Source organism: Cedecea colo (assembly GCF_011808225.1).
In the GTDB taxonomy this organism is placed as follows: Bacteria; Pseudomonadota; Gammaproteobacteria; order Enterobacterales; family Enterobacteriaceae; genus Dryocola; species Dryocola colo.
The window spans coordinates 18,983-35,425 of the sequence record NZ_SOYS01000002.1 but is presented as its reverse complement, the minus strand read 5'-3'; the positions used below and the strand labels follow the sequence as shown (position 1 = coordinate 35,425).

The window sequence follows — 16,443 nt, the reverse complement described above, 5'->3', positions numbered from 1 at the left end:
CACCCCTCTTGCACAAGGAAGAGGGGTTCACCGACTCAGAAGTCGTAACCCACGGTGGCGATAACCGAGCGTTCCGCTCCCCAGTAGCAGTAGCCAGTTCCGTAGCAGCCCGCAACATAATCACGGCCGGTCAGGTTGGCGGCATTAACCTGCACGAAAGCGCCTTTCAGCGCAGGCGACCACGCGCCCATATCGGCACGCACCATCGCATCCAGCAACGTTGCGGAAGGTACGCGCAGGGTATTCTCGTTATCCGCCCATTGCTTGCCGATATAGCGCACGCCAGCGCCCATGCTGATGCCGAAATCGGCTTTGAAAACACCCCACAGGCTTGCCATCTGGTCAGGCGTTACGTACGGCGTGTTGCCGTCGTTACCGTCAATGGCGTCTTTAAAGCGAACCTTGTTCCAGGTATAACCCGCGATAGTTGAAAAGCGATCGTTCCACTGTGAACGGGCTTCCAGTTCAATGCCCTGAGAATGTACTTTACCGGCAGGTTCATAATAGCTGCCCTGCACGATACGGTTACCCACATCTTTCTGCGTCAGGTCATACAGCGCGATGCTGTACATATCAGCGGTGCCAACCGGCTGATATTTCACGCCTGCTTCATACTGTTCGGCAGTGGTTGGTTTCAGCAGATTACCATCGGCGCCTGGCAATACCTGCGGCGTGATTGCCTGGCTGTAGCTGATGTACGGAGAAACGCCGTTCTGGAACGCATAAAGTAATGAAGCCCGGCCGCTGAAGTGGTCGTCGGTGCGGTTATCGGTAACGTCGCTTTCAATGGCTGGCGCAACGATATGGCTTTTGGTGACGATATGGTCGTAGCGGCCAGACAGCGTCATATGCCACTGGTTCCACTTCATATCATCCTGCAGGTAGACGCCGCTTTGCTCATACTGGCGTTTACCGGCTTTAGTCAGCAGGCCCTGATTGACGGTGGCGTAGGTTGGGTCACGCGGATCGTAGTAGTAAAAACCACCGGCACCGCCGGATTCACCGCTCCACGGGTTCAGGTTCGTCGTATAAGCGGAGTCGTCTGAGAGATTGTTGTTGTATTTATGGAATTCACCGCCCAGCACGACTTTGTGCTGTAGATCGCCGGTAGCAAAATCAGCTTCCAGCTGGTTATCAATCGCCCAGGCGTCCAGGGATGATGTTTCACCGCTGTAATAGCGCATCAGTTCGTTGTGCGCCGCATCTGCCCAGCCAATCTGATAGGCCTGTTTTAGATCCACATTCGAATGGGTATAGCTCGCGTTGGAACGGAATGCCCAGACGTCATTGAAGCCGTGGGCGAATTCATAGCTGTAAATCTGCTGGTGGCGCTTGAACGCGTCGTTGCCGGGCTCTACGTCAGAGAAACCGGTGCTGATTTTACGCCCCGTCGAAGAGTAGATGCTGCCATCGCCCGGCACGGAGCCGTGGAAGCCGCCGGACGGATCTTTTTCCAGATACGCCCGCAGCAGCAGCGAAGTATTTTCGTCTGGCTGCCAGAGAAGAGAAGGTGAAATAGCATAGCGCTCTTCGCGAGTGTGCTCGTATTGGGTATCGGTATTTTTCGTCATACCGGTGATGCGGTAAGCCCACTCGTCGTTAATCGCGTTGGTATAATCGAACGCGGTGCCGTTGGTATTATTATTACCGTACATGGCTCGAACATGGCCTTCCGCGACAAACTGAGGACGTTTTGAGGTTTCCATCACCAGGCCGCCGGGGATCGTTTGCCCGTAAAGCGCCGAAGATGGCCCTTTGATGACGTCGATACGCTCCAGGAACCACGGATCGACCTGCACCACGTTGTAGCTGCCGCCGTCGCTCATCAGACGCAGGCCGTCGAGGAAAGTGTTATTTACATCGCCGCCGTGGAAACCACGCAGGGCAACGGTGTCATAGCGTGTCGCCCCGCCAGCGAAACCGGTGAACGCGCCCGGCGTATAGTTCAGTGCGCTGTTCACGGATAGCGCACCCTGATCTTCAATCTGTTGACGAGTAACGACGGAAACGGACTGACCGGTGGTAATCAGCGGTTCGTCGGTTTTGGTCGCCCCACGGGTAGTGGTAGCAGCGTAACCCTGAGTTGGAGAAGTTGCGTTATCTGCTGGTCTGGCGGTGACGACAACCGTATCTTCTGCCATGACGTATGCCGGAGCGGCAAGTGCAAGCGCGCAAAGTAAAGCGGAGCGCTTTACGGTAAAGGCCAGTTTCATTTTATTATTTTCCCGTGAAGGTAGAGTTGTTATTACAAAAGACGCCGCAGGCCATCAGGACCGCCAGGCATCTGAAGTTGCCATTTCATAAGGAATGCGAATTATTATCGTTATTGTTATCAGTTTCAAGTATGGATTTCGGCAGGAAGAGAGGTAGAGATCGCGGTAAAACCGGAGCCGTTGTGGAACCGAAAGGAAATGGCGGGGCGGGTGAGCTTCAGGTCACCCGCCGCAGGCTGAAAGCGGTGGAAAGCGGTGGCGCTTATCCACCTGACAAAATTATTGCACGGCCGCAGGCTGAGGCGTTTCCTGCGTTTTTTCCGGGGTGGTGGATGTTGCCGGTCCAGGCGTTGCCGAAGGGAGTTTATCCGGCGTGGAATCACATGGTTTCTCGCTGCCGCAGAGCATATCGAGCATTTTTAGCGTCACGCCGTTGGTCCAGCCAAAACCATCCTGTAACGGATATTCGCCACCGCCGCCGCCTGTGCCCGTACTCGTCACATCATATTTTTCCACCAGCTTTTTCTCGCGGTTATAGGTGTGCTGTACGTTGGTCAGGAAGCGCCAGGTGATTTCCATCGCCAGGTCTTTATGTCCGTAATTCTGCAGGCCTTCGGTGGCGACCCATTGCAGCGGGGCCCAGCCGTTTGGCGCATCCCACTGCTGACCGGTTTTCACATTGGTGGTGGTCAGCCCGCCAGCTTTAAGCAGCTGCGCGCGAGTTACCGTGGCCATTTTGTCTGCCCGGTCCTGCGCCGCTGCGTGAACATAAAGTGGGAACAGCGCCGCCGCGGTTAGCTGGTTGCGCACGGAATTATTTTGCAGGTCATAATCCGCATACCAGCCCTTTTTGGCGTTCCACATGTTCGCCTCAATGGCTTTCTGACGCGCATCCGCAAGCTGCTGATACTCCTTCGCCGCCGCGTCGTCTTTTACCACGACGCTGGCATGCGCCAGCGTTTTTTCAAGCTGGTACATCAGCGCGTTCAAATCTACCGGCACGATAGACGTGGTACGGATAGAACCTAACCGCTCGGGGTTGTCCATCCAGCGCGAACTGAAATCCCAGCCCGATGCGGCACCGGCGCGCAAATCACGATAAATCTCCGTTGCCGGGCGATCCGGATTATTTTTCGCGGTGGTCACGTCGTCAAGCCAGGATTCGGTACGCGGCGTATCGCGATCGTCCCAGTAGCGGTTAAGTACGGAACCATCCTTGAGCTTCACCACGCGCTTATTCGCCTGGCCCTGCGACAGACTCTCGCTGCCTTCCATCCAGTAAGCGTATTCTTTTTTAAGCTGCGGCAGGTATTTGCTGTAAACCTCATCGCCGTTATGGCTGGCGAGCAGTTCGACCATAAAGGAGAAGAAAGGCGGCTGGGAGCGGCTCAGGTAATAGCTGCGGTTGCCGTTGGGAATATGGCCCCAGGTATCAATCTCGCTGGCAAAGTTATCGGTCATATCCTGCACTTTGTCCCAGTGCCCGCTCTCAGCCAGTCCCATCATGGTAAAATAGCTGTCCCAGTAATAAACTTCGCGGAACCGGCCACCTGGCACGACATAAGGTTTTGGCAGCGGCAGCAGGGAATCCCATTTACCGAGGCTATCCGTTGTGCGCGTCAGAACCGGCCATAGTCCATCAATATGTTCACGCAGCGACTGCCCTTCAGGCGGAACATATTTTTCACCGTCTTTCGGTAATACAAAGTTCACTTCGACAAAATGCTTCAGGTCAAAGCCGGACTGGCTGCGCTGCATGCGGTAATCCGCCAGGATCATCAGCGGATCGCCTTTCGGGACCGCATCGGCAAAGCTTTTCTGGTCGGGAAAAAGCTTCGCGCTTTGTACATCGCTGAACAACGGGCCGAGCAGCACATCCGGCGGCTGCGGCTGGGTACGGATTTGCGGGTTGTCATCGGCGGCGGCGGGAAGGGTGAAAGTAACGAAGGCGCAACCCAGCGCCATCTGGATAGCAAGCAGTAGCGTTCGCGGACGGCGCAAAACAGGATTTATCATCTATTGTTCTCCTTTGCAGGATCGCAGCCAAAGTTTACCGCGATCAACCATATGAAAACCTTAGACGAATTTGTACCAGCCTGTGTGCAGGATGTAGCAAAAGTGACGAAAGCAGATAAATTACCTCGTCACGATGGATTACTGTTGCGGATTTAAAAGCCAGGTGCCGGGTTTGTCGACGGATACCGTTACGCTGCGCGACTGGGTCTGGTTATGCAGCCTGATATCATATTTGCCCGCCGGCAGTTGCAGAATGCCGTAGCCATTGATGGAGGGAACGTTTTTTTGCGCTTCCCCGTTCACTTCCATCTCTTCGCCTTCGTTTATATGGACGTAAACACGGGCAATCAGGCCGTTTGCAGCTGGGGTGGCCGGCGCTGCCGCAGGATCGGCGTTATTTTTTGCAGGCACGGTTTGGGTTGCCGCACTTTTGCTCTCGACAGGCGCCTGCGGCGTTCTACCAAAAATAACTGCGCCAACAATAATCCCTGCCACAATACCCGCTGCAACCTGTAACGGTGATTTGTAGCGCTTCCACAGCGGCAACCCGCCTGCGTCAGACTCTTCCTCTACCGCCACCAGCATTGTTCCGGGCTGTTTGGCGCCCGATAACTCGCTGATATCCGCCGATGAAATTTCCGCCAGAGCGGCAAATTCTGCTATCGACTGCGGGCGGTCTTCTGGCTTGAGCGCCAGCGCACGATCAACCGCCAGCAGCAGACTTTGCGTGTAGCCTGCCGGCTGAGTTTCTGCGAGGGGAATGCAGGTATCCTGAATGCTGCGGGCAACGCTTGCCTGGGGACTGGCACCGGTGATAAGCGTGTAGAGCACGGCGCCTAACGCATAAATATCCGTCCAGGGTCCGAGCTGGTTTTCCAGGTCTTCAGTGTACTGTTCGAGCGGGGCGAAGCCCGGGTGCAGCAGGGTTTTACTTTCATCGCTCATGCCGTTTACGTTGCGGCGCGAGGCGGCAAAGTTAAGCAGGAGTGGAATGCCGTTATCCTGAATCTGAATGCTTTTTAACGACAGGTCACGGTGAATATAGTCGCCCTCGTGGAGCGCTGCGAGCGCGCTGCACAGCATGGGCAACATGTGCCTTATCCAGCCTTCATTAACGATCTCTGGCTGCTGTTGATACAGTTCCGCAAGGGTAATGCCGCTGTAAAACAGCGTGGCAGTATAGGCGGTTTCGTTCAGCGTCCAGAAGCGTAAAACCTGCAACAGATTCGGATGGTTAAAATGGGCGAGCTGGCGCGCCTCCTGAATAAAGCTGTTCAGGCCAGCGTTGAAGGCGGTGCTATCCTGCTTGCTGCGCAAAACCAGACGCATATTATCGCTGCGCACCGTCAACGCTCGCGGCATAAATTCACGGATGGCGACCGGACGTTCAAGCTGGTGATCCCAGGCGCGATAGATAATACCGACGTTGGTTGAATCAATGACTTCCTGAATTTCAAACTCGTCGAAACGGTAGCCTGGCGGCAGAGCGTCGGGGATCCTCGGGGTGTAATCGTTATCTGTCATGATAGCTTTCTCTGCTCGAAAATTGACGAATATTCAGGATTATTTCTGGGCACGCCAGGCGCCGACTGCCGGATCGCGTAATTGCGGGTGCAGAGAATCAATCAATAACAGCGTTATGGTGGTGTCGGGCTCAAGCCAGCCGGACCACACTTTGCGCACCTCGTTAAGCCGGGCCTGCAGGCGGGATTCATCAAGCGCCATTTCTCGCGGCACTTCAACGGCAATCGTCCCGCTGGCCTGCCAGCCGTTCAGCTCAGGTTTATAGGGCAGAATCATCCAGCTAAGCGGCGCATGTTCCGTACTGACCACCATACGTTCATTATTCAGGCCGGTGATAAGCAGGCTGTCCGCATTGGTCTGGCTGCTTAATCCGCTGACCGGGAAACCATGTACGAAGGTCATTTCAAGGCGTTTTTCGCCGTTTTTGCCGCTCTGAATGACTTCGCTGCGCCCGTTGAGCCAGCCGCCTTTTTCGCATTTGCCATCGGGTATAAAGAGGGCTGAAGTAGCCGCGTCGCCCTGCCAGAAGGTACGCAGATGGCAGCCATCCTGTAGGGTAAATTCCTGCCACGGCGTGCGGTCAGCCGGGGGTGACATTTCTTCGGCGCGTTCAGTGGTATTCGCTACGCCTGCAATAACGGGCGCGATAGTTACGGCCCAGTCGCTATCTTTCGTTGTGGTGCCGTAGGCCAGCGTATCGCCCCGGTCGTCTTCCATCCGCCAGCTAACGCTTGCGATTTTTTCGCACTGATTTTCCAGCAGGGCACCCAGGCGCGGCATAAAGGTGTTCAGTAAGGCGGGATTTTTCTCACCGTTGGCGACAATACGTAGCGGAAGCTCCGTATCGCACCAGCTTTGCGGGGAATTATTTTTGATGTTATCTATCCATACATCCAGCTTCTGCGAAGGGGATTGCACAATACGATAGTTCCCTGCCAACACGGTTGTAGATGCCAGTAGCAATGCCACACCAGAGAGCCAGAGTTTCATAAAATTCCTTGCAAGCCAAAGTAAATAAGGATGAGGGGGAAGCGGCATCAATAAGAGGTTGTCGCCGGATACGCCCTATATTCTCACGGTAACCGGTTGTTTTAAATATTTTCTTTTGCCGCTGCCCCTGCCGGTTAATCAATAATCCACGTCCCGCTATTGGCGTTCTGACACGCTTTGCTGTCGTTATCGACGGCAACACAGGTGGAAGCGGCTTTTTTCGTGGACTTGCGCGGACGCGGACGATCTTTTTTCAGCGTCTGGGCGTAAAGCTCGCTTTTGACCAAAGCACGCATCGGCACGTAACCCAGCATTTCCTGTTTATCCTGTTCGGCAACCGCAAGCCAGGCGTGCTCAACCTGGCCGAGCACCGTATAGGTCTGGCCGTTTTCAAGCTGGCTGATGACCTTACCGCCGAAATCCGGTTTGCTCATAATGGAGCCGGGATAGAGCGCCCGATAGCTGGCATTGATCGGTGTAAATTCGCTCGGCGCGGCTACCGCGTAACGGTGGGTGAGCGTCACACCGTTAACCTCGCTGGTTACCAAAGTGTCGTCCGTCATATTCTGGGGGGGCGCTTTGCATCCGACTACGCTTGTGATCACAAGAAGGGCTAACAGATTTCGCAATTTCATCGTGACTTTCCCTGAAAAAATGGTTTAAACCCGCCTGCCGTGGAGCGCGGTGCTACAGAGGAAAAAATAGTCCATGGCGCAGGAAACGCCCATGAACATTTTACCTTATGAGCAGGAAACGACCCGGCCCGGAATAGAAATGATTCATATGGGTTAAGCATAGTAGCCGTGATTTTACATAGCCTGAATAACAATTCAATGGCGAGATAACCGCAGGCCGACATTAAACGAAGATGGATTGAAAGAAGAAGAGAGGCAGAGGCTATAGCCTTCAGGTGTTACGCCCGAAATGCCGGGAAGAGGAAAAAGCAATTAATAAACGCTTTAAATTTAACTTATTGAAAAATATGAATAACATTAGCTATAGGGCAAAAAAAGAGCCTGTACTACCGGCAAAAGAATGGATGCTGAAAGGATTTACCTGAGGTTAATCTTAAATCGAAATTGATCCGTATCCGGATGGCGGGCATTGTTTTGAGCATCAGCAGGTACACTATTTTATCGTATTCCTGATATCCGCCTCGATAATGAATTTTTACCATGCGCCTCATGCAAGAGAATAAAGAACATCAGTCGGACAGATAAAATATCTGCCGCTAAGATTTCTATCTCTCTATTAATAAACATGTATTTAATATGCCTGATTGGGCGCTTCGGCTGTTAAGCGGAAAGCAGCCCGGAGAAAACGTGCGCAGCCAGCAGTCCGGCCTTGCCAGCCTGGTGTTAACATCTTCTGAATGGCTTTATGGCAGCACATAAATCTGAATATAAATTAACCTATTGATATTAAACATAAAATATAAACGCCTGGTGATGAAATAAATTATTGAGTAGCGGGCTAAAAAAACCTATATTGGCCGCGTTTTTTGCAGGCTACTTACTTTTTACTTTCAATTATTCAACTGCGGTGTAACCCATAACCTCAGTTGTAGGAGTGATATGATGACGGATAAAGTCCGTATTGATACTTTAGGTGCAACTTCATTAAAGGGAAACAACGAGACTTATTTAGCCAGACAGGCTGAATTTGAATCGAATGTCAGGAGCTATCCGCGCAAATTACCGCTGGCAATCGCCAAAGCCGAAGGCGTGTGGATAACAGACGTTGAGAATAATCAGTATCTTGACTGCCTGGCGGGAGCCGGTACTCTGGCTCTTGGGCATAACCACCCTGATATGCTGCAAAGCATCCAAAATGTCATTACCAGCGGCTTGCCGTTACATACACTGGATCTGACAACGCCGTTGAAAGATCTTTTCTCCGAATATCTTCTCTCTTTATTACCCGCTCAGGGCAAAGAGTATTGCCTGCAGTTCACCGGCCCATCCGGTGCCGACGCGGTTGAAGCCGCATTAAAGCTGGCTAAAAAATACACCGGCCGTTCAGGTGTGATCAGCTTCTCCGGCGGCTATCACGGCATGACCCACGGCGCGCTATCGGTCACCGGCAACTTATCGCCGAAGGAAGCGGTCGACGGCCTGATGCCGGAAGTACAGTTTATGCCTTATCCGCACCTGTACCGTTGCCCGCTGGGCATCGGCGGCGAGGCTGGCGTTAAGGCCCTGACTTATTACTTCGATAATTTAATCAACGATGTGGAAAGCGGCGTGCGCAAGCCTGCGGCGGTCATCCTTGAAGCGGTGCAGGGTGAAGGCGGTGTCAACCCGGCGCCGGCCGAGTGGTTACAGCGCATTCGCAAGGTCACCCAGGAGCACGGCATTCTGCTGATTATCGATGAGGTTCAGGCAGGCTTCGCGCGTACCGGTAAATTCTTCGCCTTCGAACACGCGGGCATCGAGCCGGACATCATCGTGATGTCAAAAGCCGTGGGCGGCGGTTTACCGCTGGCCGTACTGGGCATCAAGAAACAGTTCGACGCCTGGGAGCCTGGCCACCATACCGGCACCTTCCGTGGTAACCAGTTGGCGATGGCGACCGGCCTGACGACCCTGAAGCATCTGAAAGAGAACAATATTGCTGACAAAGTAGCCGCGCAGGGCGAATGGCTGAAAGCCAAACTGGCCGAGCTGCAAAAACGCTATCCGGTGATTGGCCACGTTCGCGGCCTGGGCTTAATGATTGGCATTGAAATAGTTAAGCCAAACGAAGCGCAGGATCATATGGGCTGCTACCCGGCAGATGCCGAGCTGTCCGCCCTGCTGCAGAAAAAATGCTTCCAGGCCGGGCTGATTCTGGAGCGCGGCGGCCGCAACGGTTGCGTGCTGCGTCTGCTGCCTTCGCTGCTTATCACCAACGATGAGTTAAATATTTTCCTGGATAAATTTGAGCAGGCCCTGTTAGCGGCCGGCATCAAACCTGTCTGAATGGAGCGAATTATCGCAATGTCCGAATTAAACCCGATTCTGGCGGCCTCAGCGCAAAGCACCGAGGCATACCAGCAGGCGATCGCCCAGAGCAGCCAGGCCGTAGTGCAGTGGTTGCAGCAACCTGAAATGTATCAGGGGAAAACCGTTGCCGAACTGCGTGAACGTATTACGCTCGATTTTAATCCTCAGGGCCTGGGCAACCAGGCCGCAATTGAACGCGCGATTGAATACTTTTTAAAGGACAGCCTGTCGGTGCATCACCCGCAGTGCGTCGCGCATTTGCATTGCCCAAGCCTGGTGGTAAGCCAGGCCGCCGAGGTACTGATTAACGCCACCAACCAGAGCATGGACTCCTGGGATCAGAGCCCGTCGGCGACCATTATCGAGATGAAGCTTATCGAATGGCTGCGCGCTCAGGTGGGTTACCAGCCGGGCGACGCGGGCGTGTTCACCAGCGGCGGTACCCAGAGCAACCTGATGGGGCTGATGCTGGCGCGTGACGCCTTCTTTGCTCGTCAGGGCCATTCTATCCAGCAAGATGGATTAGTGGGTAACCTGAAGAAGATTAAGGTCCTTTGTTCTGAAAATGCCCATTTCTCGGTGCAGAAGAACATGGCTTTACTCGGCCTGGGCTATCAGTCCGTTACGCTGGTGAAAACCGACCGTTTCGCGCGTATGGACCTGGATGATTTAGCTCAGAAAGTGGCGCAGGCTCAGGCTAACGACGAGCAGATCCTCGCCATTGTGGCTACCGCCGGTACGACAGACGCGGGTGCAATCGATCCACTACGCGCAATTGCAACGCTTGCAGCCGGGCATAATATCTGGGTGCACGTTGATGCGGCGTGGGGCGGGGCGTTACTGCTTTCTGAAAAGTACCGCGACTATCTGGACGGCCTTGAGCTGGTGGATTCCATCACGCTGGATTTCCATAAACAGTTCTTCCAGACCATAAGCTGCGGCGCTTTCCTGTTAAAAGAAGCCCGTCATTACGAGCTGATGCGCTACCAGGCGGCTTACCTGAACTCCGAGTTTGATGAAGCCCAGGGCGTGCCGAACCTGGTCTCTAAATCTTTGCAGACCACCCGCCGTTTTGATGCCTTAAAACTGTGGATGGGCCTTGAAGCTTTAGGCCAGAAGCAATATGCCGCGATTATCGATAGCGGCGTGAGCCTGGCGCAGGAAGTGGCGCAATACGTCACTGAACAAAAAGCGCTGGAGCTGGTGATGCAGCCGCAGCTGGCCAGCGTCCTCTTCCGCTATCGTCCTGTTGCATGGGCGGCCGACCAGCATGCAGCGGTAGCGTTGCTGAACCAAAAGATTGGCGATGCTTTGCTGGAGTCCGGGCGTGCAAACGTAGGCGTGACCGAGTTTAATGGCGTAACCTGTCTGAAGCTGACGCTGTTAAACCCAACGGTTAGCCTGGAAGATATTAAAATCCTGCTGGCGCTGGTGGATGAAACGGCGCAACGGTTGCTGAGCGCTTAATAACGCAGACTGATGTTGACGTTGCAGCAAAATAAAAAGCCGATAACTGTGTTATCGGCTTTTTTACGTTTTACAGAAAGAGGCGAGCGGTAACTTATCGAATGCTGCCTTATTTTTTCTTCCATACTAAATATGGCTATCAAATCCGCTTTCAGCGCGTATTAAAAACCAATATTCATGCGAAACATAAACATCCCTGAACGAGACTTCTGTTCATCCAGCCCGATGGTTTCCTGCCAGGCGAATCCCGGCGTGATGTCATATGGCAGCAGGAAATCGACGCCAAAGCCCAGCGCCAGCGTCTGCTTGCTCTCTTCATAGAGCGACATGCCCCAGGTATCGTCGCTGACGTCGGCATAGCCTACCCGGGCGCCGCCGCTGTCATCCACCAGCTGCGAGTACTCCAGGCGGCCCTGCAATTTCATAAAGCCCCACGCGGTCGGCACGCTATGCGTTCCGCGCAGGCCTGCGCTTGTCATCACCTGCGAGAAAGTCTGCCGGGTAAACGCCAGATTGAAAACGTCCGCGTCCGATTCTGCATAGCCATCCAGCCAGGTCCGGTAATACTGGACGCGAGCGTACGGGGAGACGAGGCTTGCCGCCGTACGGAATTCGTAGCCGGAAGTCAGGGAACTGAAAACCTGGCGGCCAGAACGGCTGCCTCTCATCGACAGACAAAATCGCTTTCCCGCCTGACGAGTTCGAAACAGTGACGCGCAGAATCCAGCAGGCTTTGAGTAAAGAAGGTATCGCGTATAACGTTGCGGATACGCCTGATTGCTGCCTATAGGGAATAAAATCCGATTTTTCAGCGGCTTACTTGTGCTCAAAAAAAATACTGGATATTTAACCAGGCATTTGTATACTATTTCTTCAGTAAGTCATTCGTTAATAGTACTGGTTAGGGGGAAATATGGTGATTCCACTGGAAAGTTTAAGTTCGCACGATCGGTCTCCCATCATGAGCAGTCGTGAAATCGCCAGGCTGACGGGCATCACTCATAAAGAAGTGAAGCGTATGGTCAAAAGTCTGGAAACGGCACAGCGCCTGTCGCAGTCGGTTACGACTAACCAGTATGAGCAAGAAGGCGAGATGCGGCAGGAGTATTTGCTTAATAAGCGAGACTCGTTGCTGACCGTTGCGAGCGTATCGCCGGGCTTTACGGTAGAAGTGCTGGATCGCTGGCAGGAACGCGAAAAGAGCGTCTGCCTGCCAGATTTTACTAATCCTGCCGTCGCGGCGCACGCCTGGGCCGAGCAGTATGAAAAACGCCAGCGGGCAGAGGAGCAGCTTGCTCTTATTGCCCCAAAGGCAGAGTTTTTTGACTGGTATGTCCAGGTCAATGACACGCTTGGCTTCCGCCAGCTTTGTAAAATGCTCAAGGTAAAAGAGGCGGAGTTTCGTCAATTTTTGCTGGAACGTAACATCATGTCCCGTGCTAACGGCGTTCTGATGCCTGCACAATCTCATATCCAGGCGGGTTATTTTACCGTACATAGCGGTACCGGAGAGAACAAGCATACCTGGGCCCAGGCGCGCTTTACCGCACGTGGCGTCAAGTGGATTGCCGGCCTTTGGGCAGGGCATCTTTCCACGCAACCGGTGGATGTACGGCCTCATGAACGTGGTGAAAACGCCATCCAGGGCCATAGCTGGTTTTAATGAGCGGAGCCCGTCACGCCGGGCGGTTATGCTTTTGTTGTGCGTCGCCGGGCAAAAAAACGTCCGGCCGGTTGCCGGTTAACGTCTTTGCGCCTGACGACAACGCCGGTTTATCTGCAGATCAAAGTATCATCCATAATAAAAAACGGCTTTCCACAGGGGAAGGTCGTTTTTTTATTAGCGCGAGATTTATTGCAAAATACGCCAGACAGGCGTTCTACAGCCATCCGGCACTGCCGCAGATGCGAATTTTTTCGGCAACCACTTCTTTCATTGCCAGCTTGCCGGGCACAATGTATTTTCGCGGATCATTAGCTTGCGGATTCTGGATAAAATAACTTTTAACAGCATCGGCAAAAGCGATTTTCAGTTCCGTCGCCACGTTGACTTTACAGATCCCAAGAGAAATTGCCCGTGCCACCATGGCTTCAGGAATTCCTGATGCGCCATGCAGGACCAGTGGAATATCCACGCAGTCATGAATTTTTTCCAGCCGCTCGAAATCCAGTTTCGGTTCGCCCTGATACAGCCCGTGTGCTGAACCAATGGCTACGGCCAGCGAGTCAATCCCGGTCAGTTCGACAAACTCCTTCGCAGCCAGCGGGTCGGTAAAGAAGCTGTCGGCTGAATCAACCAACAAATCGTCTTCCTGACCACCGAGCCGTCCGAGCTCCGCTTCCACGCTTGCGCCGTAACGATGACAGAGCTTTACCGCCTGCGACACGATGTCAATGTTCTGACGAAACGGCAGATGAGATCCATCAATCATTACCGAGCGGATCCCCTGACGTACTTTGCCTTCGATATCACCCATATCTTCGTGGTGATCGAGATGCAGCGCCAGCGGAAGATTATAGCGGCGGGCGGCAGCCTGACAGATTTCCACCAGATAGTCAGTACCGGCATAGGAAAACGTGCCGGGCGTGCCCGCCATGATCACCGGTGAGGCCATTTCCGCAGCGGTTTCTGCGACCACCTGAACGGTTTCCAGATTATGCACGTTGAACGCCGGAACGGCGTAACCCTCACGCTGGGCTTTTTTTAGCATTTCACGATTAGAGACTAAGTACATAAAAACTCCCTGAATTTCGGTTGCGGCTACAGCGCCGCCGTGCTGGCCTGTACGGCTGTTCTGGAATAGCGGTAAATGGTCACGCCTTTTACTACGCGGTTAACTTCACCGGTCGGGCAAGGATTGTCCGGCGTCAGTCCCTGCGCCAGCGAGGTTTCCATCGCCAGCATTTGCACAAACAGCAGATATGGGAACATCAGCCACAGATCGTCGGGGTCATTGTGCAAGGTTTGCACTCCAGCGAAATCGTGTGGTTCTCCGCTCAGCCCGACCATCTGCTGCGCCAGCCCGTCACGTTTGAGCTCATGCCATAAATCCACATCGTACTGACGTGCGTAGCTGTCGCTTGAGAACATCAGCAGGACCAGCGTCTGGTTATCCACCATAAATTTCGGTCCGTGCCGCAGTCCCAGTGAGGAATCGTAACGAGTGACGATGCGTCCGGCGGTCAGTTCCAGCATTTTCAATGATGCTTCTTCGGCCAGGCCGGTAAAACAGCTGCCGCCGAGAGTGATATAACGACGGAAGCCGCTGGCGGCCAGTGTTTTCACCTGCATTTGCAGCGTTTCGCGCAGTTCGCGACAGCGGGCGACCATGCGTCCGAGCGGTTTGTGCGCTTCGCTTAGCGTATGCGGACCAAGCAGCAAGGCTGCGCTGAGTAACATGCAGCTGAAGCTTGACGTCATGGCGAAACTTTGGTCGTTTGAGCCTTCCGGCATCAGCAGCGCCAGCACGTTATCGTGACCTTCGGCATAGTTCGCCAACTGGCTGTCCGGATTACACACCAGCATCAGGTGATAGCACTCCGGCACCAGCTGGTCGGCCAGCGCGACGCTGGCTACGCTTTCCGGGCTGTTACCTGAACGGGCAAAAGAGACCAGCAACGTCGGGCGGGAACGGTCAAGATACTGATGCGGGTTAGCAACAATATCGGTGGTGCCATAAGCCACTACATCACGACCGGTTTGTTGGCGCAGCCACGGGGCCAGCGCGCGCCCAGCGAACGCCGAACTACCAGCGCCGCACAGCACAATCTGAAGGCGCGGATTATCCAGCAGTGGTTGCAGAAACGGCTGCCACTGCGCCTGAGTTTCCTGCAGCTGCTGATGCAGGGCGTGCCACAAATCAGGCTGCTGCCAAATCTCGCGCGCGGTATGCTGGGCGTTGTGCTGTTCCAGCCATTCATTACTGTAAGAAAAATATTGCTTCATGATACGTGCTCCCTGGTGGCTGGCTGGCAGGCATTGGCGTAATCGGCCAGCACTTCGCTGATTTTGTGTAAAACCCAATCCTGTGGATCGGAGGAGAGCTGGCCGGCATTGATGGCGCGGGCCTGTTCGGGCAGATACTGGCTGAGCAACGCTAGCGGCACAGGATTGTGACGCAGATTGTTCAGCAGGCTGTCGACCGCTATGCGGATCTCCGGCAGCGGCCAGTAATAGCGAACCCGATCGCTCAGGCTGTACTGGCGGTGAAGATGCTGCTGATGCGGCTCTCCGGGATAGTAACGACGCCACTGTTCAGGGCGCTCGCACATCACCTGCTCCAGCGTGGAACATAGATGAGAAGCCTGATGCTCACCCAGCCATTCGCGCTCAATATGGTCGAGGGCAAACAACGCCTCGCGTAAGGCGAAGGTCAGGGCAGGGCCGACTTTGAGAATGGCAAAGTGATCGCGAACCAGCTGCCGATAGGCTAGCGGTGCCTGATAATCCGTAGAATGTGCTTCGTAAACCATCGTCGGCCAGTTTTCGATAAAACGCGTCAGCTGACGGGCGCGTTCGGGCTGATAACGTTCGATGCTATGGTTATCAAACTCGACGCCTGGCTGAACCACTACGGCGATAACCCGTGGCCAGACGGCGGCCAGCCCCTGCGCCATCCAGGCGCTACGATGCACGCCAAGCGTGGTTTCTACCGCGTCCGGCGTGGTGACGTGCAGCCCTTCTTCCAGTGCTTCCTGAGCGCCGCCCGGTATCGGCACTTCCGTACCAATTACGTATACCGGCGCTTCACCACCGTGCTTTTGCCAGCTTTTCTCTGCCACAGCGCACAGCCGTGCGGCGCGGCGGGCAACTTCATCGTCACCCAGCGGTGAAGGGTCATCGGCGCAGGACATTGAGCAGTCGAGGTGAATTTTGCGAAAACCCGCAGCGACGTAATCTGCAATCAGCGTTTCGGCTAACCGCATGGCCTGTTCCGCCGGCTGATCCTGCCAGGCATTCGGGCCGAGATGATCGCCTCCCAGCCACACGCGGTCGCGGGGTAAACCGATGGCGTCAGCCTGTTTCCACACCGCATCGCGGAACTGGTGCGGTTGCATGCCGGTATACCCGCCGAACTGGTTCACCTGATTAGACGTTGCCTCGATCAGCGCCGCCGTGCCACGCTGTAAAGCCTGACGCAGCGCAGCTTCAATCACCCACGGATGCGCTGAACAGACGGAAAACACGCCTACCGGTTCCCCGGCCTTATGGCGCTGTATCAATTCAAGTAGTTGTTGCATAAGCCAAA

Annotated in this window: 12 protein-coding genes; 3 read left to right on the top strand and 9 right to left on the bottom strand. The window is 54.3% G+C overall.

Annotated elements, in window-relative coordinates:
* Positions 1-35 precede the first annotated feature (35 nt).
* The 5 genes from E2L00_RS04510 to E2L00_RS04490 form a co-directional block, all read right to left on the bottom strand.
* Positions 36-2,213, bottom strand: coding sequence for a TonB-dependent siderophore receptor (locus tag E2L00_RS04510; protein ID WP_167607658.1), 2,178 nt, complete (start codon positions 2,211-2,213; stop codon positions 36-38).
* A 279-nt stretch (positions 2,214-2,492) separates the two neighbouring features.
* Entirely contained in the window at positions 2,493-4,229 is a 1,737-nt protein-coding gene (locus tag E2L00_RS04505) for an alpha,alpha-trehalase (RefSeq protein WP_167607656.1), read from the bottom strand.
* Positions 4,230-4,367: 138 nt separating this feature from the next.
* Positions 4,368-5,753, bottom strand: coding sequence for a serine/threonine-protein kinase (locus E2L00_RS04500; protein WP_167607653.1), 1,386 nt, complete (start codon positions 5,751-5,753; stop codon positions 4,368-4,370).
* A 39-nt stretch (positions 5,754-5,792) separates the two neighbouring features.
* Positions 5,793-6,743, bottom strand: coding sequence for a hypothetical protein (locus tag E2L00_RS04495; protein WP_167607650.1), 951 nt, complete (start codon positions 6,741-6,743; stop codon positions 5,793-5,795).
* A gap of 134 nt (positions 6,744-6,877) precedes the next feature.
* Positions 6,878-7,378 (bottom strand): SH3 domain-containing protein, encoded by a 501-nt coding sequence (locus E2L00_RS04490; RefSeq protein WP_167607647.1) that lies wholly within the window; start codon positions 7,376-7,378, stop codon positions 6,878-6,880.
* Between the two features lie 939 nt (positions 7,379-8,317).
* On the opposite strand from E2L00_RS04490, the gene E2L00_RS04485 reads away from it, so the two are divergent.
* Together E2L00_RS04485 and E2L00_RS04480 are read left to right on the top strand one after the other, a co-directional pair.
* Positions 8,318-9,703: a diaminobutyrate--2-oxoglutarate transaminase gene (locus tag E2L00_RS04485; RefSeq protein WP_201279312.1), complete on the top strand. Its 1,386-nt coding sequence runs from the start codon at positions 8,318-8,320 to the stop codon at positions 9,701-9,703.
* 18 nt (positions 9,704-9,721) lie between these two features.
* Positions 9,722-11,194 carry a pyridoxal phosphate-dependent decarboxylase family protein gene (locus E2L00_RS04480; RefSeq protein ID WP_167607644.1) on the top strand — a complete coding sequence of 491 codons (1,473 nt, stop codon included), beginning with the start codon at positions 9,722-9,724 and terminating at the stop codon, positions 11,192-11,194.
* A gap of 161 nt (positions 11,195-11,355) precedes the next feature.
* Here the strand turns inward: E2L00_RS04480 and E2L00_RS04475 are convergent, their stop codons facing one another.
* On the bottom strand, positions 11,356-11,862 hold the full coding sequence (locus E2L00_RS04475; RefSeq protein ID WP_167607641.1) for an autotransporter domain-containing protein: 507 nt from the start codon (positions 11,860-11,862) through the stop codon (positions 11,356-11,358).
* A 245-nt stretch (positions 11,863-12,107) separates the two neighbouring features.
* On the opposite strand from E2L00_RS04475, the gene E2L00_RS04470 reads away from it, so the two are divergent.
* Entirely contained in the window at positions 12,108-12,857 is a 750-nt protein-coding gene (locus E2L00_RS04470; RefSeq protein WP_167607638.1) for a phage antirepressor KilAC domain-containing protein, read from the top strand.
* Positions 12,858-13,074: 217 nt separating this feature from the next.
* Here E2L00_RS04470 and E2L00_RS04465 read toward each other — a convergent pair whose 3' ends face one another.
* From E2L00_RS04465 to E2L00_RS04455, 3 genes are read right to left on the bottom strand one after another with little or no spacing between them, the layout of a single operon-like run.
* Complete coding sequence (locus E2L00_RS04465) at positions 13,075-13,929, bottom strand: tagatose bisphosphate family class II aldolase (RefSeq protein WP_167607635.1); 855 nt, start codon at positions 13,927-13,929, stop codon at positions 13,075-13,077.
* 26 nt (positions 13,930-13,955) lie between these two features.
* The gene (locus E2L00_RS04460; protein WP_167607632.1) at positions 13,956-15,140 is read right to left on the bottom strand and encodes an SIS domain-containing protein; all 1,185 of its coding nucleotides are present in this window, start codon (positions 15,138-15,140) and stop codon (positions 13,956-13,958) included.
* Positions 15,137-16,435: a D-tagatose-bisphosphate aldolase, class II, non-catalytic subunit gene (locus tag E2L00_RS04455; RefSeq protein ID WP_167607629.1), complete on the bottom strand. Its 1,299-nt coding sequence runs from the start codon at positions 16,433-16,435 to the stop codon at positions 15,137-15,139. The genes E2L00_RS04460 and E2L00_RS04455 overlap by 4 nt, the downstream gene beginning before the upstream one ends.
* Positions 16,436-16,443: the final 8 nt, after the last annotated feature.